Origin of the sequence: Chiayiivirga flava (genome assembly GCF_014202825.1) — a bacterium.
In the GTDB taxonomy this organism is placed as follows: Bacteria; Pseudomonadota; Gammaproteobacteria; order Xanthomonadales; family Xanthomonadaceae; genus Chiayiivirga; species Chiayiivirga flava.
Genome location: NZ_JACHHP010000004.1, coordinates 390,617 through 416,905, shown reverse-complemented (window position 1 = coordinate 416,905; position 26,289 = coordinate 390,617). Strand labels below are relative to the sequence as shown.

Annotated in this window: 20 protein-coding genes; 15 read left to right on the top strand and 5 right to left on the bottom strand. The window is 61.7% G+C overall.

Going from position 1 to position 26,289, the window contains the following annotated elements; translation table 11 throughout:
• Positions 1-383 precede the first annotated feature (383 nt).
• Positions 384-1,259, bottom strand: a complete 876-nt coding sequence (gene sucD / locus HNQ52_RS12605) for a succinate--CoA ligase subunit alpha (protein WP_183961522.1) — start codon at positions 1,257-1,259, stop codon at positions 384-386.
• Positions 1,260-1,272: 13 nt separating this feature from the next.
• Positions 1,273-2,436, bottom strand: a complete 1,164-nt coding sequence (sucC, locus tag HNQ52_RS12600; RefSeq protein WP_183961521.1) for an ADP-forming succinate--CoA ligase subunit beta — start codon at positions 2,434-2,436, stop codon at positions 1,273-1,275.
• 641 nt (positions 2,437-3,077) lie between these two features.
• Here sucC and HNQ52_RS12595 point away from each other — a divergent pair.
• A complete protein-coding gene (locus HNQ52_RS12595; RefSeq protein ID WP_183961520.1) occupies positions 3,078-4,736 on the top strand; it encodes a sensor histidine kinase in 1,659 nt (552 codons plus the stop codon).
• A 334-nt stretch (positions 4,737-5,070) separates the two neighbouring features.
• Positions 5,071-5,199, top strand: a complete 129-nt coding sequence (locus HNQ52_RS17470) for a hypothetical protein (RefSeq protein WP_281378029.1) — start codon at positions 5,071-5,073, stop codon at positions 5,197-5,199.
• A 396-nt stretch (positions 5,200-5,595) separates the two neighbouring features.
• On the opposite strand, the gene HNQ52_RS12585 is transcribed toward HNQ52_RS17470, so the two are convergent.
• Entirely contained in the window at positions 5,596-10,095 is a 4,500-nt protein-coding gene (locus HNQ52_RS12585; RefSeq protein WP_221282062.1) for an RHS repeat-associated core domain-containing protein, read from the bottom strand.
• A gap of 406 nt (positions 10,096-10,501) precedes the next feature.
• Here HNQ52_RS12585 and HNQ52_RS12580 point away from each other — a divergent pair, with 406 nt between their 5' ends.
• The 8 genes from HNQ52_RS12580 to HNQ52_RS12545 all read left to right on the top strand — a co-directional run bounded on the left by HNQ52_RS12580 (position 10,502) and on the right by HNQ52_RS12545 (position 18,412).
• Positions 10,502-11,893 carry a sigma-54-dependent transcriptional regulator gene (locus HNQ52_RS12580; protein ID WP_183961518.1) on the top strand — a complete coding sequence of 464 codons (1,392 nt, stop codon included), beginning with the start codon at positions 10,502-10,504 and terminating at the stop codon, positions 11,891-11,893.
• Between the two features lie 50 nt (positions 11,894-11,943).
• Positions 11,944-12,714: a TfpX/TfpZ family type IV pilin accessory protein gene (gene tfpZ / locus HNQ52_RS12575; RefSeq protein WP_183961517.1), complete on the top strand. Its 771-nt coding sequence runs from the start codon at positions 11,944-11,946 to the stop codon at positions 12,712-12,714.
• 275 nt (positions 12,715-12,989) lie between these two features.
• Positions 12,990-13,409, top strand: a complete 420-nt coding sequence (locus HNQ52_RS12570) for a pilin (RefSeq protein WP_183961516.1) — start codon at positions 12,990-12,992, stop codon at positions 13,407-13,409.
• A 111-nt stretch (positions 13,410-13,520) separates the two neighbouring features.
• Complete coding sequence (locus HNQ52_RS12565) at positions 13,521-13,934, top strand: pilin (protein ID WP_183961515.1); 414 nt, start codon at positions 13,521-13,523, stop codon at positions 13,932-13,934.
• Positions 13,935-13,989: 55 nt separating this feature from the next.
• Positions 13,990-15,816 carry a hypothetical protein gene (locus HNQ52_RS12560; protein ID WP_183961514.1) on the top strand — a complete coding sequence of 609 codons (1,827 nt, stop codon included), beginning with the start codon at positions 13,990-13,992 and terminating at the stop codon, positions 15,814-15,816.
• 126 nt (positions 15,817-15,942) lie between these two features.
• Positions 15,943-16,683 carry a class I SAM-dependent methyltransferase gene (locus HNQ52_RS17670; RefSeq protein ID WP_425486497.1) on the top strand — a complete coding sequence of 247 codons (741 nt, stop codon included), beginning with the start codon at positions 15,943-15,945 and terminating at the stop codon, positions 16,681-16,683.
• Positions 16,684-16,805: 122 nt separating this feature from the next.
• A complete protein-coding gene (locus tag HNQ52_RS12550; protein WP_221282061.1) occupies positions 16,806-17,588 on the top strand; it encodes a hypothetical protein in 783 nt (260 codons plus the stop codon).
• 5 nt (positions 17,589-17,593) lie between these two features.
• The gene (locus HNQ52_RS12545; RefSeq protein WP_183961511.1) at positions 17,594-18,412 is read left to right on the top strand and encodes a class I SAM-dependent methyltransferase; all 819 of its coding nucleotides are present in this window, start codon (positions 17,594-17,596) and stop codon (positions 18,410-18,412) included.
• 5 nt (positions 18,413-18,417) lie between these two features.
• Here HNQ52_RS12545 and HNQ52_RS12540 read toward each other — a convergent pair whose 3' ends face one another.
• Both HNQ52_RS12540 and HNQ52_RS12535 read right to left on the bottom strand, forming a co-directional pair.
• Positions 18,418-19,560 carry a glycosyltransferase gene (locus tag HNQ52_RS12540; protein ID WP_183961510.1) on the bottom strand — a complete coding sequence of 381 codons (1,143 nt, stop codon included), beginning with the start codon at positions 19,558-19,560 and terminating at the stop codon, positions 18,418-18,420.
• An 8-nt stretch (positions 19,561-19,568) separates the two neighbouring features.
• The gene (locus tag HNQ52_RS12535; protein ID WP_183961509.1) at positions 19,569-20,465 is read right to left on the bottom strand and encodes a glycosyltransferase family 2 protein; all 897 of its coding nucleotides are present in this window, start codon (positions 20,463-20,465) and stop codon (positions 19,569-19,571) included.
• 221 nt (positions 20,466-20,686) lie between these two features.
• On the opposite strand from HNQ52_RS12535, the gene pilB reads away from it, so the two are divergent.
• From pilB to coaE, 5 genes are all read left to right on the top strand, one after another.
• Positions 20,687-22,411, top strand: a complete 1,725-nt coding sequence (gene pilB / locus HNQ52_RS12530; protein ID WP_183961508.1) for a type IV-A pilus assembly ATPase PilB — start codon at positions 20,687-20,689, stop codon at positions 22,409-22,411.
• Between the two features lie 162 nt (positions 22,412-22,573).
• Positions 22,574-23,824 (top strand): type II secretion system F family protein, encoded by a 1,251-nt coding sequence (locus tag HNQ52_RS12525; RefSeq protein WP_183961507.1) that lies wholly within the window; start codon positions 22,574-22,576, stop codon positions 23,822-23,824.
• A 4-nt stretch (positions 23,825-23,828) separates the two neighbouring features.
• Positions 23,829-24,698 (top strand): prepilin peptidase, encoded by an 870-nt coding sequence (locus HNQ52_RS12520; RefSeq protein WP_183961506.1) that lies wholly within the window; start codon positions 23,829-23,831, stop codon positions 24,696-24,698.
• 23 nt (positions 24,699-24,721) lie between these two features.
• On the top strand, positions 24,722-25,075 hold the full coding sequence (locus HNQ52_RS17665) for an excalibur calcium-binding domain-containing protein (RefSeq protein ID WP_425486496.1): 354 nt from the start codon (positions 24,722-24,724) through the stop codon (positions 25,073-25,075).
• A gap of 441 nt (positions 25,076-25,516) precedes the next feature.
• Positions 25,517-26,182, top strand: coding sequence for a dephospho-CoA kinase (gene coaE, locus HNQ52_RS12510; RefSeq protein WP_183961505.1), 666 nt, complete (start codon positions 25,517-25,519; stop codon positions 26,180-26,182).
• The last annotated feature ends 107 nt before the right edge of the window (positions 26,183-26,289 follow it).

The window sequence follows — 26,289 nt, the reverse complement described above, 5'->3', positions numbered from 1 at the left end:
GCCCGGGCCCGGGCCCGGGCCCGGTCTCGGTCTCGGTCTCGGTCTCGGTCTCGGTCTCGGTCTCGGTCTCGGTCTCGGTCTCGGTCTCGGTCTCGGTCTCGGTCTCGGTCTCGGGCTCGGCGAAGGCAGCCGCGTCCAGCCGCCGCCAGCCCGTCAGAGCGAATCCTTCTCCCGCACAGCGGGGGAAGGTGCCGGCAGGCGGAAGGGGGTCAGCAAAGCCGACGCCGTGCACGCAATACCACCACCACATGGTCCAGGGCCCTTTTGACCAAAAGAACCCCTACATACGCGGCCCACACCCCGCACAGCTCACACGCCACCCAAAAAACGAAAGGCCGCCGAAGCGACCTTCCGTGAAACAGCAGCGCCGACGCGGCCCCGCCTCACCCCGCCATGATCTTCGCCAGCGTCTTCCCCAGATCGCCCGGCGACTTCACCGTCGTCACCCCTGCCTTCTCCAGCGCCGCGAACTTGCCCTCGGCCGTGCCGGAGCCGCCGGATGCGATCGCGCCCGCATGCCCCATGCGCTTGCCCTTCGGCGCCGACGCGCCGGCGATGAACGCCACCACCGGCTTGGTCACGAACTCCGCGATGAACTCGGCCGCTTCCTCTTCCGCGCTGCCGCCGATCTCGCCCACGAGAATGATGCCCTCGGTCTGCGGATCGTCCTGGAACAGTTTCAGCGCATCGATGAAATTGGTGCCGTTGATCGGATCGCCGCCGATGCCGATGCACGTGCTCTGGCCCAGGCCCGCGTCCGTGGTCTGCTTCACCGCTTCATAGGTGAGCGTGCCCGAACGCGAAACGATGCCGACCTTGCCCGGCTTGTGGATATGCCCCGGCATGATGCCGATCTTGCACTGCCCCGGCGTGATGACGCCCGGGCAGTTCGGCCCGATCAGCACCACGTCGTCGTAACCCTTCAGCGTGTTCTTCACGCGCAGCATGTCGAGCACCGGAATGCCCTCGGTGATGCACACGATCACGCGGATGCCGGCATCGGCCGCTTCGAGAATGGCATCGGCCGCGAACGGCGGCGGCACGTAGATCACCGATGCATCGGCGCCGGTCTCGTCCACCGCTTCCTGCATCGTGTTGAAGACCGGCAGGCCGATGTGCTCGGTGCCGCCCTTGCCCGGCGTCACGCCGCCCACGACCTTGGTGCCGTATTCCAGCATCTGTTCCGCATGGAACGTGCCCTGCGTGCCGGTGAAACCCTGCACGAGGACCTTGGTGTTCTTGTCGATCAAAACGCTCATGGTGTCGTGGTCCTCAGGCTGCGATCGCGGCGACGGCTTTCTTCGCGCCGTCGTTGATGTCGTCGGCGGCTTCGATGGCAAGCCCGCTCTTGCGCAGCAGTTCCTTGCCGAGCTCCACGTTGGTGCCTTCCAGGCGAACGATCACCGGCACCTTCACGTCGACTTCCTTCACCGCCGCGATGATGCCCTCGGCGATCATGTCGCAACGCACGATGCCGCCGAAGATGTTGACGAAGATCGCCTTCACCTTGTCCGACGACAGGATCAGCTTGAACGCCTCGGTGACGCGCTCCTTCGTCGCACCGCCGCCCACGTCGAGGAAGTTGGCAGGCTCCCCGCCGCTGAGCTTGATGACGTCCATCGTCGCCATCGCAAGCCCTGCGCCGTTGACCATGCAGCCGATGTTGCCGTCCATGGTCACGTAGTTGAGGTCGTACTTGCTCGCCAGCACCTCGGTTTCGTCTTCCTGCGCGATGTCGCGCATCGCCACGAGATCCGGATGGCGGAAGCTCGCGTTGTCGTCCGAGTTCACCTTGCCGTCGAGCGCCATCAGGTCGCCGTTCTTGAGGATCGCAAGCGGATTGAGCTCCACCAGCGCGAGGTCCTTCTCGTTGAACAGCCTGTACAGGCCCAGCATGATCTTCGTCAGCTGCCCGACCTGCTTGGCGTTGAGCCCGAGGGCGAAGCCCATCTTGCGGCACTCGTACGGCTGCAGGCCCTGTACGTAGTTGACGTTGAGCGTCTGGATGGCGTCCGGCGTTTCGGCCGCCACCTTCTCGATGTCCACGCCGCCTTCGGCCGACGCGATGAACGTGATCGAGCGCGTGCCGCGGTCGACCAGCACCGAGAGATACAGCTCCTTGGCGATGTCGGTGGCCTCGCAGATCAGCACCGAATCCACCGGCAGCGCGACGCCGCCGGACTGGTAGGTTTCCATCGTCGTGCCGAGCATGGCGGCGGCATAGGCCTTCACCTCGTCGACGGTCTTCGCGAGCTTCACGCCGCCGGCCTTGCCGCGCCCGCCGGCGTGGATCTGCGCCTTGACCACCCAGAAATCGCCGCCGATGGCCTTGGCCGCGTCGACCGCCTCGTTGGGCGAGCGCGCCACCCGTCCGACCGGAACCGAAATGCCGTACTTGGCAAACAGTTCCTTGGCCTGATACTCGTGAAAGTTCATGCATCACCCTGTTCGATGTGGGGAGTTTTCGCGGAGATCCGGCGCGGGAGGATGCGCCGGACTCGAAGACGACCGGGCGGAGCCGGTCGCGGCCGCCTATTTTGGGTCACGCGGCAGGCAAAGGCAAAACGGCGGGTGTGGCGCATCGATATTTGTTGCTGCCCGCACGCCTGCTGTGGTTGGCGAGGTGCAGGTGGCTCGCACTTCCGCGCTGGGAGCAAGCAGTTCGGCTGCTTCGGGGACGGTCCCGGCGCCGGGGCAGCCGATTCCTTCTCCCGGCGGGAGAAGGGTGAAAGCGGCTACCGCCGGCCGAACGCAGCCGGATGGGCGGCACGTGTGCGGATGTCGAGGTCTGTGATCCGAACGATTGGCCAGCAGCGCGTCGCCCGATATGTCGACTCAGCCCGCCAGGTGACTCCCTCATCCGGCTGCCGCCACCTTCTCCCGCGGGGAGAAGGGATACCTTGACGTGGCGCCTTGAAATTCTTCGACGTCGCCAGCGTGAACTCCTTCTCCCGTCGGGAGAAGGTGGCGGCAGCCGGATGAGGGATGAGCGCCACACCGGAACCGCACCCACGGCGCCACCCACGGCGCCCCCAAATCCCCACCGCTATACTCTCGACCACCGAAGCGGAGCCCGCATGGTCGACACGCTCTACGAACGCACCGCCGCGCCCGAGCGCTCCAGCGACACCGCGCTGCGTCGCGAGCTCTACTTCTTCACGCTATATCGCGCCCTCGTCGCGGCCCTGTTCGGCCTACTCGCCTTCAGCCAGCTCTCGGTCGAGTGGATCGAGCTGCGCGAACCGCTGCTCGCGCGCGCCGTGGCGATCGCGTACCTGGTCCTAGCCGGCGTGCTCTTCCTCACCGGCCGTCGCCCGCGCTTCGGCCTCGCCCGGCAAGTGGCGTTCGGCCTGGCCGCCGACATCCTCGCCACCACGCTGATGCTGCATGCGCTGGCCGAACTGCAGACCGGCATCGCGCTCGCGCTGGTGGTGAACATCGCCGCCGGGGCGATCCTGCTCTCGCTGCGCGGTGCGCTGTTCTTCGGCATCGGTGCGGGCGTGCTGGGGCTGATCGAATACCTCGTCGGGCAGACCGGCGGCGTCACCACGCGCAACCTGGCCGAAGTGCTGATGTTCGGCGCGGCCTACGTCGCCGTGACCGTGCTCGGCCACCTGCTCGGCCGGCAGATGCGCGAATCGCACGAGCTCGCCGAACAGCGCCGTGCGGAAGTCGCCAACCTCGCCCAGCTCAACGAACTCATCATCCGCCGCATGCGCACCGGCGTGCTCGTGGTCGACGTCACCGGCGTCGTGCACCTGAGCAACGAGGCGGCCTGGGGCCTGCTCGGCCAGCCGCACCCCGGCGGCATGGAACTCGACCAGCTCGCCCCGCAACTCGCGCGCCGCCTGTTCCTGTGGCGCGTGGAAAACAAGAACGACATCTCGCCGATGGCCGTGGGCAAGGACATGCCCGAATTCGTGCCGCGGTTCGCGCGCCTGTCGGTGAGCAACGAACTGTTCGTCATCTTCCTCGACGACACCTCGCTGATGTCGCGCCGCGCCGAGGAACTGACCCTCACCAACCTCGGCCGCCTCTCGGCCAGCATCGCGCACGAAATCCGCAACCCGCTCGCCGCCATCAGCTACTCGGCGCAATTGCTGGAAGAGTCGCCGGACATCCCCGAGGCCGACCGCCGCCTCGTGGAGATCATCGTCAACCACTGCCACCGCATGAACGGCATCATCGAGAACGTGCTCAATCTTTCGCGCCGCGAACGCTCGCGGCCCGAATCGGTGGACCTCTCGCAGTGGGTGACGCAATTCGTCGACGACTACAAGAACGGCCACCACCTCGAACGCGACGAACTGCGCGGCGTGGCCCAGACCCGTCACCTGCACGCGATGGTGGATCCGCAGCAGCTGCACCAGGTGGTCACCGCGCTGGTGCAGAACGCCCTCAACCACGGCCGCCTGCCCGGCGAGGCGGCACGCGTCACCGTCACCTCGCGCAAGATCAACGACACCAGCCCGCCGCTGGTGGAAGTGATCGACCGCGGCCCCGGCATCCCGGCCAAGGTGGCCGACACCATCTTCGAACCCTTCTTCACCACGCACGAACACGGCACGGGGCTGGGCCTCTACATCGCGCGCCAGCTCTGCGAAGCGAACCAGGCCTCGCTCGAATACGTGCCGGTGGCCGGCGGCGGCAGCTGCTTCCGCATCAGCCTGCCGCACGCGCAGCGGCTGGACAATCTGCCGACGACGCGGCCGCGGCCTGGGCGCGTGGAAGGCTGATGCCGGCGGAACAGGCGGCAACTCCCCGCCTGCGCAACGACCCCGATCGATTCGGCACAGGCGCCTGCAGCAAGCAACGTGCGGCCTCGATCACAGCGCAGCCGAGCTGCGCTCGAAACGCAGCTACTCTTTGCGAGGACGTTTCTGCCTTTCCGTGGCACCGATCCGCCTGCTTCGACGCCAACCGAAATTCGGAATGCCCCCTGCAGACACTCGCCCCTCCCGAAGGAACATCGATGGAACATATCGTCAATCTGCATATCGAGCGCCTCCCGGAAGGCGTTTATCTTGCAACCAGCGATGATGTGCCCGGCCTCGTCGCTCAGGGCGCACCGTGACCGAGACGCTCGAAATTGCACGCGATGTCGCCAAAAAGCTGATCGAGGCGCAGCACGAACGCGCCGGAGGCATACCTCTGGCCGAGTTGAGAGACGCCTTCGACTACCCGCTCGTGCTCGGCTGACCCCAGCATGGGACGCCTGGCCGGCTTCCGCTACCGCGAGATCGTGCGGCGGCTCAAAGCACTGGGCTTCGCATTCGATCGCCAAGCCACCGGCTCGAGACAGCCAGCTCGATGATTCGGCTCGGACTCTAAATTTTGTCTGAGCTCTTGCTCCTCCTGCTTGCTACCTCCGCCTATTCCCCACGTGGCTCACCGGGTGGTAGTTCTGTGAAAAATTCTAATCCGACCCAGCTTTGCATGCCGCAGGGACGGGGCGCCGGAAATCCAATACTGACAAACACCGCTTGCGGTGCGCGCGGACAATGGCTACTTGAGAAAAAGCACTATTAGCGCAACTGCGATAGCCTCCAGGATAGCCAAGAGAACAATTTTTTTCTGGCGCTGGGTCATAAGCCATCACTCTTCGCACTGATTGCTGCAGTGGGCTTCACAGCCACCGAGCACCGCCAAACGACACCCTGAATAGGCCATTCCTGCTTCAATCGGATCACTGTTAGCGGCTGTCGCAATGGGGCCGCATATTAGGCCGACCCACAAGTTGCAGGATTGTTGGCAAGTAAGTTTTCTATTTGGCAGGATGCCGCTAGCGCATTCACCGGTGACGCAAATTCTCTCATCTGGATCGCTCTCAGGGTCGGATAGACAAAGCCACGAGCTCGAGGAAGGATTGTTGGGGTTTGGTACTGCTCGATAACCCGGCCCGCAACGCAAGTCAGCAAGGCCGAAGGGGTCGGTCAGCAATAGCGGCCTCCCCCGCACATAGGAGTAGGTGCTTATTCCACCTACCAGCCCAATTGGATCACTTTCAATATATCGCCCTTCGGGCGGGCTGTAGTCTCGGAAGTAATTGTAGTGCAGCCCACTCTCCGCATCGAAGTACTGCCCCGGGAACCGCAGGTTGAACGTGAAGTGGGTCGCATCGCCGTCCGGGTCGGTGTGCGGGGCGTGGTCGCCGAAGGCGCTGCCGTTGAAGTCCCAGCGCCAGATGGTGGCATTGGCGGCGGCCGGGCGGGTGATCGCTCGTGGCGTGCCGAGGTGGTCGGTGTGGATGTGCAGCCACTGGGCGGCGTAGGCGCCGGTGTGGGCGTAGACGGCCACCGGGCGGTCGTCGAGCCAGACGTAGCTGCGCAGCGCGGTCGGTGGGGTGGTGCTCGGGTCGAGCTCCGCGATCAGGTGGCCGGCTTCGTCGTAGACGTACTGCGTGGTGACGCCGGCCACCGTCTTGCTCGCGCGTTCGCCGCGGGCGTTGTAGGTGTAGGACGCCGTCGTGCCGAAGGCGGACAGGCGCTGGCGGTCGTCGTAGGTGAAGGTGTCGGTGCCGCGTGCGGTGAGGCTGCCCATTGCATCGTAGCTGCGCAGCTGGGCGTCGATCGATGCGAGGCGGTGGCTGTCGGGCGGGTAGCCGTAGGTCTGCGTGCCGCCACCGGTCTGTCTGGTGAGGCGGTTGCCGGTGCCGTCGTAGGTGAAGGCTTCGATCAACGTATTGCTGCCGGTTTCGATGTCGGTCAGGCGCGCGAGCGGGTCGTAGCTGTAGAGGCGTGCGCTGGCCGGCGCGGGATCGTTGGCGGCCGTGATGTTGCCGGTGGCGTCCAGGGTGAAGTCCAGGTCCAGCGCGGTGCCGATGACGCCGTCGGTCCAATAGTTCTGGTCGTGTTCGAAGGTTTGCGTGGCGCCGCCTGCGAAGGTGAGCGATTGCAGCGGGCCGAAGGGCAGGTAGGTGGCGGCGGCGACGATCGATTGGCTCGGCGTGGGATCGGTGCGCTTGACCGATGTGATCTGTCCCAGTCCATTGCGTTCGTAGGTCAGCGCCAGTCCGGTCGGCAACGTGATCTTCTGCAGGCGATCGCCTCTTGTGTATGCATACTCGGTCGTGAGCGTCTTGCCCGACGCGATCCACTTCTTGCTGACCACGTTGCCGCGCTGGTCGTAGCAGTAGGACGTGGTACCGCTTGCGTCCGTCGATGCCGCCAAACGACCGATTCGGTTGCCACACCCCTTGCTGGTTGCCGAATCGTAGACGTACGCGACGTTGAGGCTGCTGTCCGGATACGTGGTGGCGGTGAGCCGGTTCAGCGCGTCGTACGTGTGCGTGGCCGTGATGCCGCGGGCGTCGGTCTGCGTGTGGCGGTTGCCGGCGGCATCGTAGGTGTACGTGGTGATTCCGGTGTCCGGGCTGTCGAGCTGGGTCAGGTTGCCGAGGCCGTCGTAGGTGTAGTGCGTGTCCAGGCCCTTCGGGTCGGTCACCGTCACCAGGCGGTCGAGCGCGTCGTAGGCGTAACCGGTTTCGACATCGAGGCCGGCGTAGTCCTGGATGGTGTTCTTCAGGCGGTTGAGCGGGTCGTACTCCTGCCGGGTTTCGACATTCAGCGCGTCGACGATGGCGGTCTGGTTGCCGTTGGCATCGTGCTCGAATGCGGTGGCGCGGTTCTGTGCATCGAGCTGTTCGTCGAGGCGGCCGAGCTGGTCGTAGACGCGGGTGAGCTGGCGCTTCACCACGGCGGCGGCGTCGGAGGTGGTTTCGGCGGTGCGGTTGCCGGCAGCGTCCAGGGTGTAGTCGATGCGGTTGCCGAGCGCGTCCTCGATGGCAACCAGGCGGTGCGCGGCATCGTATTCGTAGTCGAGATAGTCGCCGTCCGGCTGCGTGATACGGGTGACCTGGCCGACGGCGTCGTAGGCGTAGGTGGTGGTGGCGTCCGCGGGTGCGGTGGCGCCCTTCACCGTGCGCACCGTCAGCCAGCCGCGCGGGTGCCAGGTGAACTCGGTGACGATGCCGTTCGGATCCTTCGACGCGCGCACGCGGCCGGCGCGGTCGTAACGCAGCGTCTCCGTCACGTGGCCGAGGGCGTTCGTCACTTTCCACAGGTCGCCCTTGCGATGGCAGGGGCCGGTGGTGGCGCAGCCGGATTCGTCGGTGGCGGGGTAGTAGGCGTAGGTGGTGAGGTCCGCGATGTCGGTGCGGGGGCCGTCGATGGATTTGATCAGGCCGAGGATGGGGCAGGTGGAGTTCGGCAGCGCGACGTCGGAGGGTTCGCAGTAGGTGTAGGTGGTGATGCGAGTGGCGAGCGTCGAAGGATCGGTTGCGGTTTGCGTCAAGACTTGGCCGCGCGTGTTTTGCTTCCAGTTCGACTTTGCGACCAACACGTTGCCGGCGTTGTAAGTGCGACGCTCGGTTGGGACGGCGAACGTAGCGTGCCAGTCGGTCTCGGCACGACTCTCTTCCTGCTCGCCCGCCGCACGGACCACGGCAGTTCGATGCGTGTTCGAGTATTCATATTCTTCGACAGTGCCGTTGCGATCAGTCATCGCCGTGATGCGGCCCTGCCCATCGCGAACGTAGGATTGCGACCCTTCGACGCCGTCGACGGATTCGAGTCGGAAGAAGGTCGAACTGTGGTCGAACAGATAATCGACCACTTCACCATTCGACCGCGTGACACGGGTTTTGCCTTCCTCCAGGTAGACCAGCTCAACCCGTTCGGCGCCGCCAGCGTGTTCGCTGGATGTTGCGCGACTCTGATCGTCATAGGTGTAGGTGGCATAATCCGCGTTGAGTTCATCAATGATGCCAGTGATCAGGTTTGACGTGGGTGAGGCGTAGATGTAGTTCACAGAAGCGCCGCCGGGGTATGTAACCGATTCGAGGCGGTTCAATGCATCGATGGTATACTCGACGACGCTGCCATCCGGCGCGGTAAGGCTGGCGAGCTTTCCGACATTGGAATATGCCAAGCTCAGGCTACGCCCCGTTGGGTTCGAGATACTGGCAAGTCGGCCGGCAGCATTGTAAGTGAGCGTGTTTTCGGTAGACGGGTCGGTACCGAGCGAGCGCGTCCAGATCAGACGACCGCCGGAGTCGAAGCCCTTGGCGGCGCCGCTCGCGCGCAGCAGGGTCACACTGCCGTTGACGGTGAGCACATCACCTGGCGCATTAACGCTGCGATAGAGATTTGCGCTGACGAGCTTGAATTGCTCGAGGTTGCCGCTGCCGTCGATCAGGTAGATGGTCGGGTAGGTGCCGTAGAAGTGGCCTTCCAACCGATCCGAATAGGCGTGCGTCCACCCTGTGGGCATGCCGGGCGTGCTGAAGTTTGCCATGCTGTTGTAGGTGCGGTTGAAGGACAGCGCTGGCGTGGTGATGTCACTTGCCGTGATGGTCTTGTTGCCGGTGGTAGGCGAGCAGGGATTGCCTTCGCCGGCGGCACATATCTGGCGGATGCGAGTTGTAATGGTAGCCGTGCGGTTGTTTATACAGAATGCATGGGGCCAGTCTTGGCCATTGTTCGTAGTCGTATAGAATGGTGGGCATTTGGCCTGTGTACGTCGAGACATTGAGGCCCCCAACGTCGGGTGCGGATTGCAAGCGGGCGGCGAACTCGAAGATCCAAGCTCGACAATCCACCCGCCCCTAACATGTTGAACTGTAAAATAAAACACGTTGTCAACCATCTCGAGCGGGGAGATCAATCCATGCAATGCATATGGATTGCTCGGCTCTGTGATTTCAACGTTGCAAAAATTCGAGTTTTCCAGCAGGGCAATATAGGTGTCCACGGCTTCTGATTCCGAGCCGCAGAATCCGTAAGGATCCCAGGGACTCCCTACTTGGCAATATCCGTACCCATTACCTGCAAGCATCCACCATTCCGCCAAAATGGATGGCGGCTTCGGCGTGATGTGGTATCGAATAGTGGTGTTAGGCTCGCTCAGGATGTCTTCGTCTTTACGCTCCATATCGGCGTTGCCGGGCACCGCGCGCATCGCTTCTTCCGCGCACTCAAGCGTTGGATAAGCAACCCCGCTGAAAACCCAGGCAATTTCGGCATTTTCCTCCGCAGGTAGGCAGCCGAGCTCGGGATTCGCAGGCGCGATCGAAGGCAGCAACATCAGAAAGATCAAGGCGCACAGTAGACGACACATGAATTTCCCCAGGACCGATGACGTTGGGAGCAAAGATCTGATGTACCGATTTGCGGTCGGTTCGTTTGTCGGCGCAACACACGTATGTCGCAAGCACCCGTGCTCTGGAGCGTTCGCTCTAGCCACGAGAGCTTTTCCGCGGCCAACAGGGGGAGCTTTCATCCAGCAACCCTCCGACAGGCGCAAAGGGAAAGATTGACACATTGATCGGAGAGAACCGTGACGCCGGCTGCACAACGAAAAACCGCCGCCCATCGGGTCCGGGTTTTTCGTATCCGTTCTACGAGTTCGTTCGAGCGCCCCTGTGTCAATGCTCAGTTGGCTTTCCCCCCGCCACCCGTTAAGGTTCCGCCACTCGCACTCAGTCCGCGCTGACCTACCCGCCATGCCCACCCCCCGCACCGCCCTGATCGTCGACGACGAACGTGACATCCGGGAGCTGCTGGTGCTCACCCTCGGCCGCATGGGCCTGCGCGTGGACACCGCGGCGGATGTGGCCAGCGCGCGGCAGCAGCTGGCGGCGAACAAGTACGATCTGTGCTTCACCGACATGCGCCTGCCGGACGGCTCCGGGCAGGATCTGATCGAGCTCATCGCCACGCGCTACCCGGACACGCCGGTGGCGATGATCACCGCGCACGGCAACGTCGACGCCGCGGTGGATGCGCTGAAGGCCGGTGCGTTCGATTTCGTCTCCAAACCCGTGGATCTGCAGGTGCTGCGCCGCCTGGTGCAGAACGCGCTGCAATTGTCCGAACAGCGCCGCGCGCAGCAGCAGACCTCCAACAACCGCCTGCAGGGCGAATCGGCCGCGATGAACGCGCTGCGTGCCACCATCGCGAAGGTGGCCCGCAGCCAGGCACCCGTGTACATCAGCGGCGAGTCGGGCGTGGGCAAGGAGCTGGTGGCGCGCCTGATCCACGAGCAGGGTCCGCGCAGCGCCGGGCCGTTCGTGCCGGTGAACTGCGGCGCCATCCCCACCGAACTGATGGAAAGCGAGTTCTTCGGCCACAAGAAGGGCAGCTTCACCGGCGCGCAGGGCGACAAGGAAGGCCTGTTCCAGGCCGCGCACGGCGGCACGCTGTTCCTCGACGAAGTGGCCGAACTGCCGCTGCACATGCAGGTGAAACTGCTGCGCGTGATCCAGGAAAAATCCGTGCGCGCCGTCGGCGCCAACGCGGAGCTGCCGGTCGACGTGCGCATCCTCTCGGCCACGCACAAGAACCTCGCCGCGCTGGTGGAAGACGGCCGCTTCCGGCACGACCTCTTCTACCGCATCAACGTGATCGAACTCGTGGTGCCGCCGCTGCGCGAGCGGCGCGAGGACATCCCCGCCCTCGCCCACAATGTGCTCGCGCGCTTGGCGCAGGAACTCGGCGAACCGGCCCCGAAGATCGCGCCGGACGCGGTGCAGATGCTCACGGACTACCCGTTCCCCGGCAACGTGCGCGAGCTCGAAAACATCCTCGAACGTGCGCTGGCGCTGTCGGACGGCACCGTCATCTCCACCGACGACCTGCGTCTGCCCACGCCCCGCGCCGCCGGCACGCCCGGCACCACGCCCAGCCCCGCCGGCGGTGTCGGCAAACCGGTGTACATCACCGGCCAGCAACCGGCCGTGCCGGCCGACCTGCCGGACTACATCGAACGCCTGGAGCGCGACGCCATCGTCAAGGCGCTGGAAGAGTGCCGCTACAACAAGACCAAAGCCGCGGCGAAGCTCGGGATCACGTTCCGGGCGTTGCGGTACAAGCTCAAGAAGCTTGGGATCGACTGATCCGACGACACGCTCGACACCACACTCTCAAAGCCGCTCTAGGTATTCGAATGACACGCTGGAAAGCAGCCGGGATCCACCTTGCCATCAGCGCGGTTGTGATCATTGCGTTGCTCGGCATTGTGCTGTCGCTCTGGTATCCACCCGAGCTTCTGCACATGAGCAAAGTCGACGCGCTGATTGCGATCATTGCAGTTGTCGACATCACAGCCGGCCCGCTCCTAACCCTGATCGTTTACAAGAAGGGCAAACCCAGTCTGCGGATGGATCTGGCGGTCATCGGCATGATCCAGGCCGCCCTTTTGGCTTACGGTGTCTACACTCTCGCGCAGGTGCGGCCGGTGTTCCTCGTGGGCGTGATCGATCGCTTCAATCTCGTCGCAGCAAACGAGATCGATCCGAGAGATCTCGCACAAGGCAAGGAACCGTACAACCGCCTGTCGTGGTCCGGACCTCAGCGGGTTGGGGCCGTCCTTCCACTCGATGCAGCACTACGCGCGAACATTTTCGAGCGAGCCGTCGCTGGAAACGATGTGCATACGCTGCCGCGCTATTACGTGCCTTTCGACGAAGTCCAGGAAGGTTTGCTGGCACGTGCACCGCTCGTGTCCGAAATTTTCGCGCAAGCCAGCAGCGCAGAGCAGGCTGCGTTGTTGCGTGTCGGCGGCGAAGATGTGCGCAACTTGCGCTACCTGCCTCTGCAGGGAGCGCGCGGAACCGCGCTGATGTTGCTCGACCCCGCAACCGGGACGCCAATTGCGCCCGTGGACCTGAACCCATGGGCTACCCGCACGCCCAAAGCTGACCAAGATGGTCAATAAATGACGCAATGGTGAGGTCGCGAGCCCTTAGCGCATCGTGCGCATTTGTGACGAAGCTCACACTTCCGGACCGATCGCGCGCATTCTGCGGTAGGCCGGATTGCAACAAACTGTTTCCGAAGCTGTTTTTTCAGCTCTTAGCAGCTGGCACGCCTCGTGCTAGTGCTCCCGCGACCGCGACGTGGTCTGGTCTTCTGAGGCCAGGGATCCAGGCGATGAGCCAGTCGGCGTTGCGGCGACTTGTTAGCTAACTACCACACCTCTTGGGGAATTCCATGAAGAACATGCAGAAAGGCTTCACCCTCATCGAACTGATGATCGTCATCGCGATCCTCGGCATCCTCATCGCCATCGCCCTGCCGGCATATCAGAACTACACCATTCGCACGAAGAACGCCGAATGCCTGAACGTCGCTGCGGGCGCGAAACTGTCGGTCGCCGAGACGGCGCAGGACCGTGGTTCTCTTGCTGCGGTTACGACCACCAATACCGGCTTCTCGTTTACCGCCAGCGACTATTGCGCCTCGGTCGACATTGCTAACGGTGGCAATATCACTGCTATCACCGGTGCAGCTACCGGCGGCCCGGCCGTGACGTTCACGTTGGCACCGACTGCCGCCGCGGGCCGCATCGAGTGGGATTGCTCTGCCACGGGCCAGGCAAACGACGCGCAGATTCCGGCGGAATGCCGCTGATAATTTAGAGATCGGCTTCAGGAAGGAGCCCCGGATTTCATCCGGGGCTCTTTTTTTTGCAGCAGACTTATACACACAGATCTATCCGTATCGTTGCCTTCAGGGGGCTGCATGAAGCGCCAGGCAGGATTCACTCTGATCGAACTGATGATCGTGATCGCGGTCATTGGAATCCTGGTTGCATTGGCGCTGCCGACGTACCTTGACTACATCGCGCGCACCAAGAACACCGAGTGCCTGAACGTCGCCGCTGGCGCAAAGCTCGCCGTATCCGAGACCGCTCAGGATCGCGGCTCGCTGTCGGCTGTGACATCCACGAATACCGGCTTCCAGTTCGTGGCATCGGACAACTGCACAAGCGTGAACATCGCCAACGGCGGGATCATTACCGCGGCGACCTCCACTCCCAACGGTGCTGTCACCTTCACACTCACGCCCACCGTCATCAGCGGGGGCTTGGAATGGCGTTGCACCGTCCCCGGGGGAACGAATCTGGTCATCGTTCCCGCAGAATGTCGACCGTGAATTTGTTGACGGCGGGAGTCGTCGGGCAGACCCGGTGACACCGCCCATACCGCGGATGTCGCGCGCGACCGCGGGAATGTGTGCTGCCTTCATCGTCGCAGCACTCATCTATAGCGCCGGCTTGCCCGGCCCCTTCCTTTTCGATGATGCGGTCAACCTTCAACCGATAAAGCTCTGGCTGGACGGGGAAGCCAGTTGGTTCGCCGTTGTCAGCGGAAACGAATCGGGAGCCCTCGGGCGCCCAGTCGCTATGGCGACTTTCACGTTGAGCGCCTTAGCCGGCGGCGTCGACCCGTTCGCCTACAAGACCGGGAATCTTCTGATCCACCTTCTGACGGCAACGGCGATCTGGTTGCTATTGCGGATAGCGCTGCAGAATGACTCCCAACTGTCACGGCATGCTGCCGGCCTGGCAGCATTGCTGACCGCTATTTGGGTATTGCATCCTTTGCACGTCAGCACCGTCCTGTATGTCGTGCAGCGGATGGCGCAGCTGAGCAGCCTGTTCGTTCTGCTCGGTCTCTGTGCCTACCTCCGGGGCCGCGCTCTACTGGCTCACTCCGAAAAAGAACACGCACGATGGTGGCTTTTCCTCTTTTTCCCGCTCATGTGGGGGCTCGGAATGCTGAGCAAGGAAAACGCCGCTGTTGCATCGTCTCTGTGTCTAGTGTTCGAAGCCGCGTATTTTTCCGGTCATCGCCCGAAGGAAGTCAAGATCTTTTTCATCCTCTTTCTCGCACTCCCGCTCGCCGCGGGGTTGCTGATGTTCGCGTGGTCGCCACGGACATTTCTGGGAGGCTACGAATTCCGGGATTTCACACTATACGAGCGGCTGTTGTCGCAAGGGCGGGCATTGGTCGAGTACATCGGCATGACCGCCGTTCCTCGCGGAAGACTCATGGGCGTATACACCGACGACTTCGCCATTTCAAAAGGGTTGTTGTCGCCGCCGGGAACTGTGTGGTGCTGGATGGGAATTGCTACAACTTCCTGGATTGCTGTCGCAGTCCGTAAGCATCTTCCCGGATTTTTCGCAGGGTGGTTCTTCTTCGTAGTTGCGCATGGCGTCGAGTCGACCGTGCTACCGCTGGAGCTTTACTACGAACATCGCAATTACCTCCCGAGCGTTGGCCTTTTGCTGGCTGCAGCCTCTGTTTTCGCGTGGCTGATCAAACGTGCCCGCGTTTCACGTACCCGGGCGATACTTGTTGCCAGCCTGTCGATCGCCTACTTTGCCGGCCTTGCGACTACAACACTGTCCCAAGCGTTTGTGTGGACGAGCAAGCGATCGATCGTCCAACAGGCGTACGAAAACCGCCCACAGTCCCTTCGCGCCAGACAAGAGCGCGCTCTGTGGGCTCTGAGCGCTTATCGCGCGCCAGAAGCTCTGGAAATATTCGCCAACATCGCCAACAGTGAACGACCAAGAGAACGGCTGCTCGGCAGTCTCGATCAGTTCTCAGTGCAATGTGTGCTCGGGACGGGAGCGGACGCTCGCTTGCTTTCCACCGTGCGCCAACACGCTCCAGAGAGGCTTACCGTCGCAGAAGCCCAGAGCGCGATGATGCTGTACGACATGAGCGATGCGGGTCGTTGCCGTGTTCCGGACGAGGACTTGGCGGCGACCATCGACAGTCTCGTAGGCGCCGCAGCTAATCAGGACAACCGAGCCCCGCCAAAGAACGACATGCTGTTCCTTGCAAGCAAGTTCCACGCGCGTGCCGGACAATGGGATGCGGCCGCACCCCTCGCAGTGGCATCATACCGCTCAATTCCCCGATTGCCGGTAGGGCAGGCCGCAGTTCGCTACCTTGAACGGTCCGGTCAGATTGAGGCAGCGCAGGCATTGAGGAAAGAGATGCGGGAGCGCGGACCAGCATAGACGTCGCGCGCCCCACCACACTCCATCCGCCAGAGTCTCGAGGCGACAAACATTACCATCCGCAAATCACGGCAACGCTGGACGAACGAGTTGGGCCCAGTCTGGCCCGAGTCGGGCTGGATACCGATGCCACGATATCTTCTTCGCCGCGATCGAGTGATGCGGTATCTGAGCACAAAGCCATGCGGACGGCTGTTGGAGATAGGCTGTGGCGCAGCGGCGCTGTTGCATGAGCTCAGTCACCTCGGATACGACTGTGAGGGCTTTGACAGCTCCGCATCCGCAATGGAACTGGCTCGACGAATCGCGACCGCGAATCCTGAGACTGCCCCCCGACTCCTCAGTCGGACTCCACCGCGGTCAGCCACCGTCGATTACCTCCTGGCTCTCGAAGTGCTCGAACACATTGAAGATGACGCCGGGGCCGTTCGCGATTGGGCTCAATGGCTACGTCCCGGCGGAGAGCTGATTCTGTCGGTTCCAGCACATATGCGCAGATGGGGGCCTGCGGACGAATGGGCTGGACACGTGCGACGGTACGAGAAAAAGCAGATTGTGCAGGTGCTGCAAGCAGGCGGCTTCGCGGTGCATAACATCGAATGCTACGGTTTTCCAGCAGCCAATCTTATGGACCTGATGTCTCGTCATACATACTTTTCCTCGACCCTTCGCCGCGCAGATGGCACACCGGACCGGGAGGCGAACAATGAGCGAAGTGGCATCGATCGACGGGCTGGCACACGAGCGTTTGCCGTTATGAGCACAGCGTCCGGACGACTACTGCTAAAATTTGCAACGATAGGCCAAGTGCTATTCCTGCGGAGCAATCTAGGCACGGGTTTTTTGGTCGTGGCTCGCAAGAAGTGATTCCATACCGGACACTTCGACTTCTTGGTATCGCGCTAGCGACCTCCGCTTGCGTCTTCTTCGCACTTCAGCTGTGGGAGCAGTGGGATGCCATATGTTCACTGTTCTCGCGAAGGCCGTCAGTGCTGCCTGAGTTTCTCCTGAGTTCTGCGTGCTTTGCACTGATTTATCCGCTGACCGGAACTGTTCATGCCAGGATACTTGGAGATCTAGGCGCGAGGATCCCCGTCTCGATCTCGATCCACACGCTGTGTATCAGCCAGATTGCCCGCTACATACCAGGCAATCTCGCGCAGCACTTGCTCCGTGGTGGCATGCTTGTGCGAGCCGGAGTTCCTGGAAAAATTGCAACCACGAGTTTGCTAGCCGAAGCATGCATTGCGCTGGGGATCGCGGCAGCCATGTCCGCGCTGGCACTCTTGATCGATTTTTCGGATATCGGTGCTCGGTCAATCGTACCGCTGATTTTAATCTGTATTCTGTTGGCTGTACTCGCCGCACGCGTAAGGGCAAGGTTTGCGACGGATTCGCCCAACGCTGGCCTCGGGACATTGTGGACATTGATACGGCCCAGTACTGCCTTAGTGTGTGCGGCGGTCTACGCAATCAACTATATTGTTATTGGCATCGGGCTTTACGCGCTGGTCGGATCGGATTCGCGAAATCCGGGACTGCTATATTTAACCGGTAGTTTTTCCGTAGCGTGGACAGCTGGATTTCTTGCACCCGGCCTGCCCGCCGGAATCGGGGCCAGAGAAGGGGTTCTCTTACTATTGCTCTCCCCTTATCTAGGAATGCCCGCAGCGGTAACCCTGACCGCTGCGCACCGCCTATCCACTTTGGCGGGTGACGTATTTGCGTTAGTTCTCGGTCTGGCCCTGCAACGCATGATGAAGAATCGGTAACGAGTATGACTAATAGTATACAACTGGAGCCAACCAGCGAGCGCCTGATAGAAGAGGACTATCGGCGCTCTGACGCAGCATACGCAATATATATCTTTCATCTCGCCACGTATGCATTGGCTGAAGCACATGCCGCGTCAAAACTTGTTCTGGACTTAGGATGCGGAAGCGGTTATGGCAGCCGCCGCCTAGCTGATCGAGCCAAGCATGTCGTCGCGGTAGACGTCGCCGCGGACGCGATCTCCTACGCCAGAGAACGATATGGAGCGCCGAACCTAGACTTTTCCTGCATCGACCCGGAGAAGCCACTTCCCTTTGAAGATAATCATTTCGACCTTGTTTGTTCCTTCCAGGTCATCGAACACGTGAAAGATGTCGAGCGCTACCTGCGTGAAATGCGCCGAGTAATGCGACCTGATGGCCTTGCTGTGATCGTGACGCCCGACCGGCGGCATCGGCTGTTCAGGTTTCAGAAACCATGGAACCCATGGCATCTAACCGAATATTCCAAAGAGTCATTAGAGAAGGTTATTTCTCGAACGTTTGGACGCGTCGAAGTCCACACGATGGGCGGATCGTCAAAAATAATGGACCCTGAGCTCTCACGGTGCCGACGGATCCGCAATCTTACGCTTCCATTGACGCTCAAGTTCGTCCCCGAAAGGATTCGCATCTGGGCTCTTCGAAAAGCCATTGCTTGGCGTGCGTCGCGCGCCCGACCCAGCCCGACTTCCGCCACTCTTGAGCTTTCAGCCGCACTTGATGTTACCGTCGGGCCCAATACGGAGCCCGCAGTAAACCTCGTCGCGTACGTTCGGAAGTGACCATCCTAATCCACGTTACGGGATGTTAGGACGCGCTCCCAGCCGCGAAGGACAGCCTCATGCGATAGATACGCGTCAAAATATCGCCGCCCCTCCGCATGCAGCCAAAAGCGCTTATCAAGCGCTCCTCTCAATGTACGAATGGCTTCCGCCAGCGCCGAGGCTTCCGGCTGCACCGCGACCACTGGAGGTGCGGGAGCTCGCGCCGGCACGGAAAAGTCTCGCTGGGTGACAACTGGCACTCCGACCGCCAAGGCCATGTAAACCTTAAAGGGCAGAACTCGTGAAGCTTTTCCCTTCCCACCGAATACACCCAGACTTACATCCGCATCTGCCATCGCGACAGCGACCTTATCGGTATCTATCCACTCGCGATGCCACACAATGGACAGGTCGGGACGATCAGTTATCAGTTTCCTTAACGTGTGAGCCTCTTGGCCGTCTCCGACAAAAACAAACTCAAACGGCTCGCCAGACCTAAACAGGCGGATCGCTTCACAGATTACTTCTAGACCGTGCAAACGGATGAGAGTGCCAACAAACAACACTCGGAAACTGTTCCCAGCTTTGACGCTGTGTCTGACACCGCGCCAGGCCGACTCTTCTACAGCAAGGGGAATGCTCGTCACCGACTCACGCCCAACGCCCAACTGCTGAGCGACAAAATCTGCATTCGCTTCCGTGTCAACGATGACCCTCCATGCAGCACGGAGCGAGCGGGACTCCATATAACGCACGAGTTGCGCCCGAACACCCCGCCGTCCACGTCCGCGGTCGTTGAACATACTGTCCCAGACCGGGATGAATGCCTCCACGACACATCGCGGCCGGACTTTCCGGGGGAAAAGTGAAATAAAGGACATGAAGAAGACGGAAGGATATCTTACATAGACAAGATCCTGGACTCCCGGCTTGGCGACAGCCACGCGCAGCGCGCTTCTGGCGTTAAGGACAATGCACTGCACAACAAGGGAAAACGCATGCACTAGCCCTGCCTTTCCGATTTTCCACAACTCCAAGCCCTGGGACATCGGATATCCGAGATCGACGACTTCGAGCCCGGGGACAGCGGAGAGAATTGCTTGGGTCATCCTGCCGTTGGGATAGCCAGGACCGTTTGCATAAAAACCAGCGACCAGAAGACGCATGGTTCGGCTCAGGACTCACGGCGGTAGGTCAAGGCGGCGATTTGCTCGGACACCAGACCGACGAGAAAAATAATAACAGAGGCACTAAACAACAGCGCACTCATATTCGTGAATCGCCCTTGGCTGATAAACGTGTGTATATAATAACCAGAAGCCAAAAGAAAAAATCCAGCGGCGGCCGGAACAAATAGCTTCAAGGGAGAATATAGCGTCGCAACCTTGAAAATAATCAGAAGGAAGCGCAATCCGTCTCTTAGCGGACGCAAATGACTGCGACCAACCCGCCTTGCCACTGGCACATCATGATACGCAACAGCATAAGCGCTTCTAAAGAAGGCCATGGTGATGGTCGTGGGGTAAGAAAAACCGTTCGGCAGCAGGTGCAGGAACTCTCGGAATTTGTCGGCGCGTACGACGCGGAATCCGGAGGTCAGATCCCTGACTTCGAATCCGGTCATCCAGCTTGCCAAGCGATTGTAGAGGGCGTTCGCGAGACCTCGCGATCTGCTCGCCTGGCCAGCGGCGCTGCGCGCTCCAACAACCATGTCGTACCCTTCTTCCAGTTTCTCAACCAGTGTGGGGATCAAGGATGGATCATGCTGGCCATCCGCATCCATGAATGCGATGAGAGCGCCGGTCGCGGCACGCGCTCCGCGCTTGATAGCCGCACCATTCCCCATCGAGTACGGAGACGACAGCACCTTCGCCCCCATGCCGAGGGCGATCTCGGCGGTGCGGTCCGTCGATCCGTCATCGATCACCAGAATCTCCGCATCAGGCAGCAGTGCCCTTGCCTTCATCAGCACGGCAGCGATGCCCTGCTCCTCGTTCTTCGCGGGTAGCACGACGCTTAGCGTGCCCAAAGAACGATCCAACCCGCGCTTCTTCGCAACTGAGTTCGCCATGTGCTTTGGGTCCATGCCACGAGCATAAAGCGAGAAGCGGGCCGGCGCGAGAGTCTCGAAGCCCCGCCGTGAGCCTCAAGAGCTACGCACCGTGGGAGGTCACCATCCACATCGGCTAGCCGGACATGGGGATAGGTGCAACAGCCGGCGGCGCGGTTGATGCAACCTGTCAGAAGTTTGCTGTAAAGTTCCAGCGTCAAAGCGTAAGGGGAGTCCGGCAGATGAGTTCGCAACCATCGGCCAGCAATCTGATCGGCATCACTGGCATCGCACGGCGACTCGTGCTTGACGGTCAACTTGCGGAAGTCGACGCTCGCCGAGCCCTCGATGAGGCCGCGAAGGAGCGCAAGCCGATCTTCCAGTGGCTGCTGGACCGGAAACTTGCGACCTCTGCACAGATCGCTGCAGCCAATGCAGTCGAGTTCGGCATGCCCTTGCTCGACTTGAGCTGCCTCGATTTCGCCCAGCTACCTGTAAAGCTGGTAGACGAGGCATTGATCAACAAGCATCACGCGCTTCCATTGCTAAAGCGCGGGAACAGGCTGTGTGTAGCGATATCGGACCCTACCAACACGAGAGGTCTTGACGAAATCAAGTTCCACGCGAACTTGACGGTCGAGGCGATCCTTGCGGACGACGACCAGCTGCGTAGAGGCATTGAGAGCGCGCTCAGCGCGGCAGACGCCCTGGGCAGCAGCATGGGCGACGACGAGGGCTTAGAAAACCTCGAAGCTAGCGGAGGTGACGAGGAACTGGATACCGGCGGGGGAGTGGATGCAAAGGGCGACGACACGCCGGTTGTTAAGTTCATCAACAAGGTCCTTATCGACGCCATCAAACGCGGCGCATCCGACATCCACTTTGAACCATACGAAACGGAGTACCGCGTGCGTCTGCGCATGGACGGCATCCTGCGCACGGTGGCCAAGCCACCGGTCAAGCTGACCCCGCGCATTGCCTCGCGTCTGAAGGTGATGTCGGCGCTCGACATCGCCGAGCGCCGCGTGCCGCAGGATGGTCGCATCAAGCTCAACCTGTCCAAGACCAAGTCGATGGACTTCCGCGTCAGCACCTGCCCCACGCTGTTCGGGGAAAAGATCGTGCTGCGCATCCTCGACGGCAGCGCGGCCAAACTCGGCATCGACAAGCTCGGATACGAGGACGAGCAGAAGAAGCTCTTCCTCGACGCTATCGAGAAGCCGTACGGCATGGTGCTGGTCACCGGTCCGACCGGCTCGGGCAAGACAGTGTCACTCTACACCGCGCTCAACATCCTCAACACCGACGGCCGCAACATCTCCACAGCGGAAGACCCGGTCGAAATCCGCGTCCCAGGCATCAATCAGGTGCAACAGAACAACAAGCGCGGAATGACCTTCGCGGCCGCGCTGCGAAGCTTCCTGCGCCAAGACCCGGACGTGATCATGGTTGGCGAGATTCGCGACCTCGAGACGGCCGAGATCGCCGTGAAGGCCGCGCAGACGGGGCACATGGTGCTATCGACGCTGCACACCAACGATGCGCCGCAGACCATCGCGCGCTTGATGAACATGGGCATCGCGCCGTTCAACATCATCTCGTCGGTGACGCTGGTCATCGCCCAACGCCTGGCGCGACGGCTGCACGACTGCAAGAAGCCCATTTCTCTTCCCCGACACGCACTAGAAGCCGAGGGATTTACCGCTGACCAGATTGACACGATGACGATCTACGATGCCGTCGGCTGTAGCGACTGCAACGAGGGCTATAAGGGCCGGACTGGCATTTATCAAGTGATGCCAATGACAGAAGAGATCCAACGTATCGTGTTGCAGGGAGGTAACGCTATGCAGATCGCGGAGGAGGCGGCGCGTATCGGCATATCTGATCTGCGCAGATCGGCCTTGCGTAAAGCCGCGGCCGGCGTCATCAGCCTGTCCGAAATGAACCGCGTGACGAAGGATTGACCTTCGGGGAGATTTTCTCCGTAATGTGAGATAGTTGCAGTGTTTTCCTGTTGACTAACATGATACCGGCGCAGGGGGCTACGCCGGTGAGCCAAGCAGATGCCCTTCGCCTGGGCAACGATGCCAACCCGCAAGGACTAGAGAGTCGAGGGGAGTTCCGCCATGGCCGCCACCCGAGCCGCAGTCAAAACCGCTCCGCGCAATCCCAACCCGCTGCAACCGTTCGTCTGGAGCGGGCTGGACAAGCGTGGCACCAAGATGAAGGGAGAATCGTTGGCGAAGAACGCCAACCTGCTCAAGGCGGAGCTGCGCAAGCAGGGCATCACGCCGAACATGGTGAAGCCTAAGCCGAAGCCCCTTTTTGGTGCAGCGGGCAAGACCATTTCGGCTAAGGACATCGCTGTCTTTAGCCGCATGATTGCAACGATGATGCAATCCGGCGTACCGCTTGTCACGGCCTTCGAGATTATCTCTGGCGGACAAAAAAATCCTCGGATGAAGGTAATGCTGGATGACATCAAAGCCAGCATTGAAGGCGGATCGACGCTGCACGAAGCTATCGGAAAACACCCGGTCCAGTTCGACGAACTATATCGAAACCTGGTAAAAGCTGGTGAAGGCGCTGGCGTGCTCGATACGGTACTGCATACCATCGCAAACTACAAAGAAAATATCGAAACGTTAAAGGGAAAGATCAAAAAGGCGCTCTTCTATCCCGCGATGGTGATCGCAGTCGCTATTCTTGTAAGCGCCGTCCTTTTGATCTTTGTCGTTCCGCAGTTCCAGAATGTCTTTAAAAGTTTCGGCGCGGATCTGCCGGCCTTCACGCTCATGATCGTCGCCGCATCAGAGTTCATGGTCGCGTACTGGTGGTTGATACTGTTCGTCGTCGTAGGTGCTATATTCGCGTTTGTTCAAGCAAAAAAACGGTCTCCGGCCTTCGCGCACTTTCTTGACCGCATGATTCTCAAGCTCCCCGTTATTGGTCAGATCATGCATAATTCGGCAATCGCGCGCTTCGCTCGCACGCTTGCTGTGACGTTCAAGGCTGGTGTTCCGCTTGTTGAAGCGCTCGACACGGTCGCTGGTGCGACGGGCAATATTCTTTACGAAAAGGCAGTGTTACGCATCAAAGATGATGTTGCAGTAGGTTACCAGCTCAATATTGCGATGCGCCAAGTCGATCTTTTTCCACACATGGTTGTCCAAATGACCGCGATCGGCGAAGAAGCCGGCGCGCTCGACGTGATGCTGATCAAGGTGGCAGAGTTCTATGAGCAGGAAGTCAACAATGCGGTTGACGCACTTGCCAGTCTGATCGAGCCCTTCATTATGATATTTATTGGCATCGTGGTGGGCGGGATGGTGATTGGTATGTACTTGCCAATCTTCAAGATTGCTGCAACTTTTTGATTCCATGACACATCTTCTCGTTGCATACCCGGCGCTGGCGATTGCCAGCGCCGTTTTTTTTGGCGCCCTCGTCGGGAGTTTCCTCAATGTCGTGATCCTGCGGTTGCCGCTGCGGATGCAGTGGCATTGGGAGCGGGACAGTCGCGAGACGTTGGGGATCGAGCCGGGCGCGGACGTGGCGCCGGCGCCGCCGGGCATCGTGGTGGAGCGGTCGCATTGCCCCAAGTGCGGGCACAAACTCGCCGCGTGGGAGAACGTTCCGATCCTGAGTTTCGCGCTGCTGCGCGGGAGATGCCGCGCGTGCAAGGCACCGATCTCGTGGCAGTACCCGGCCGTGGAAGCGATCACGGCGCTGCTGTTCGGGCTGATCGTGTGGCGTTACGGTGTGACGATGCAGGCGGGGTGGATGCTGGTGGCCACGGGGTTTCTGGTGGCCATGTCCGGCATCGACATGCGCACCACGCTGCTGCCGGACAGCCTCACCCTGCCCTTGTTGTGGCTGGGTCTGCTGCTGAGCCTGGTGCCGGTGTTCGTGCCGCCGCCGCAGGCGATCCTCGGCGCGGCGGTGGGGTATCTGAGCCTGTGGTCGGTGTACTGGGCGTTCAAGCTGCTCACCGGCAAGGAAGGCATGGGCTACGGGGATTTCAAGCTGCTGGCGGCCGTCGGGGCGTTCTGCGGCTGGAAGGCGATCCTGCCGGTGCTGCTGATGTCGTCGCTGATCGGGGCGATCGTGGGTTCGATCATGCTGGCGGTGCAGGGGCGCGATCGCGCCACGCCGATTCCGTTCGGGCCGTATCTGGCCGCGGCCGGGTGGGTGCAGCTGTTCTGGGGCGAGGATCTGCTCGGGGTGTATCTGCGTTGGGCGGGGATGTAGCGCGGTCTCCTGCGGAGAGTTCGATGCGCCGACTGTTGGTGTTGCTGGCGCTGGTGGGCGTCGGGCTCGTGATCCACGGGGAGTGGGTGGAGCGGCAGGGGCGGTTGGTGATCCACAACGACAACGGCGCCGTGACGGTGGAGCGTGCTCGCGCATCTGCGCCGGTGTCTGCGCCTGAGTGGTATCCGCCTGCGCGTGCGGAGGCCGGGCGCGGTGTGCAGGCGACGGGACAATCGCTGTCTCAGTGCGACGGGCGGACGCGGTGTCCGCAGATGACGTCGTGTGATGAAGCGGTGTATTTCCTGCGGCACTGCCCCGGGGTGCAGATGGATGGCGACCATGATGGGGTGCCTTGCGAGGATCAGTGGTGTCGGTGAGAGTGGGTTGCTGATTGTCTTGGGGGTAGGCGCTTTCGCGGGGCTCAACCCCCTTCCGCCTGCCGGCACCTTCCCCCGCTTTGCGGGAGAAGGATTCCTTCGATGGAAGTGGTCGAGAGGCTGGCGCGGCCGGAGCTGCCGGGGCACCGGGATTGCACGGGTTCGCGTGTCGCGAACCGCAAGTGCTACACCACAAGCGAAAAGCCACAAGCGAAAAGCGAAAAGACGCGAGTTGCACGCCGCAAGGCCCAAGCCGTACGCCGCAAGGCGCAAGGCGCAAGGCGCAAGGCGCAAGCCGCAAGCCGCAAGCGCATCCACGAAGCATCCCTTCTCCCGCAGCGCGGGGGAAGGTGCCGGCAGGCGGAAGGGGGTCGCTTCTCGCCCACGCCGCCCCGCGCCGCCGCGATAGCACCCCGCCAGACCCGGGCGTTATCCTGCGGCATGCCTCCCACCCTCCCCCCGCCGCTCAGGATCGCCGTCACCGGCGGCATCGCGTCGGGCAAGACCGCCGTCACGCAGCGCTTCGAAGCGCTGGGCGTACGCGTGATCGATGCCGACATCGTCTCGCGCGAGTTGGTCGAACCCGGACAGGCCGCGCTGACAGACATCGAGGCGCGCTTCGGTGCGCACGTGCTGCAGGCCGACGGTCGACTCGACCGGCGCACGCTGCGCGAGATCGTCTTCTCCGATGCCCAGGCGCGGCGCGATCTCGAAGCCATCCTGCATTCGCGCGTCCGCGCCCGCCTGCGCGCCGACGCCGAGGCCGCCACGGGCCCGTACGTGCTGCTCGCGATCCCGCTGCTCGCCGAATCCACGTATCCGTACGACTGGCTCGACCGCGTGCTGGTGGTGGACGTGCCGCGCGAGGTGCAGATCGCGCGCGTGATGCGGCGCGACGGCGTGACGCGCGCCGAGGCCGAACTCTCGCTTGCGGCGCAGGCCTCGCGTGCCGCGCGGCTGGCGCTGGCGGACGATGTCATCATCAACGACGGGGCCGTCGACGCGCTAGACGCCATCGTCGCGCGCCTGCACCTGCACTATCTCGGCCTTGCCGCGCACGCTGCCGCGCCGGCGCCGGCGCCGGCGCCGCGCAGCTTGCGTTCGTGACGCGCGCGAGGCCCTTCAGCAGGCGTTGATGCATACTCCGGGCCCCGCGTGTATCCTACGCGGCCGCTTTTTGATCCTTTCATCCGAATCAAAGGATATTTCCCTCG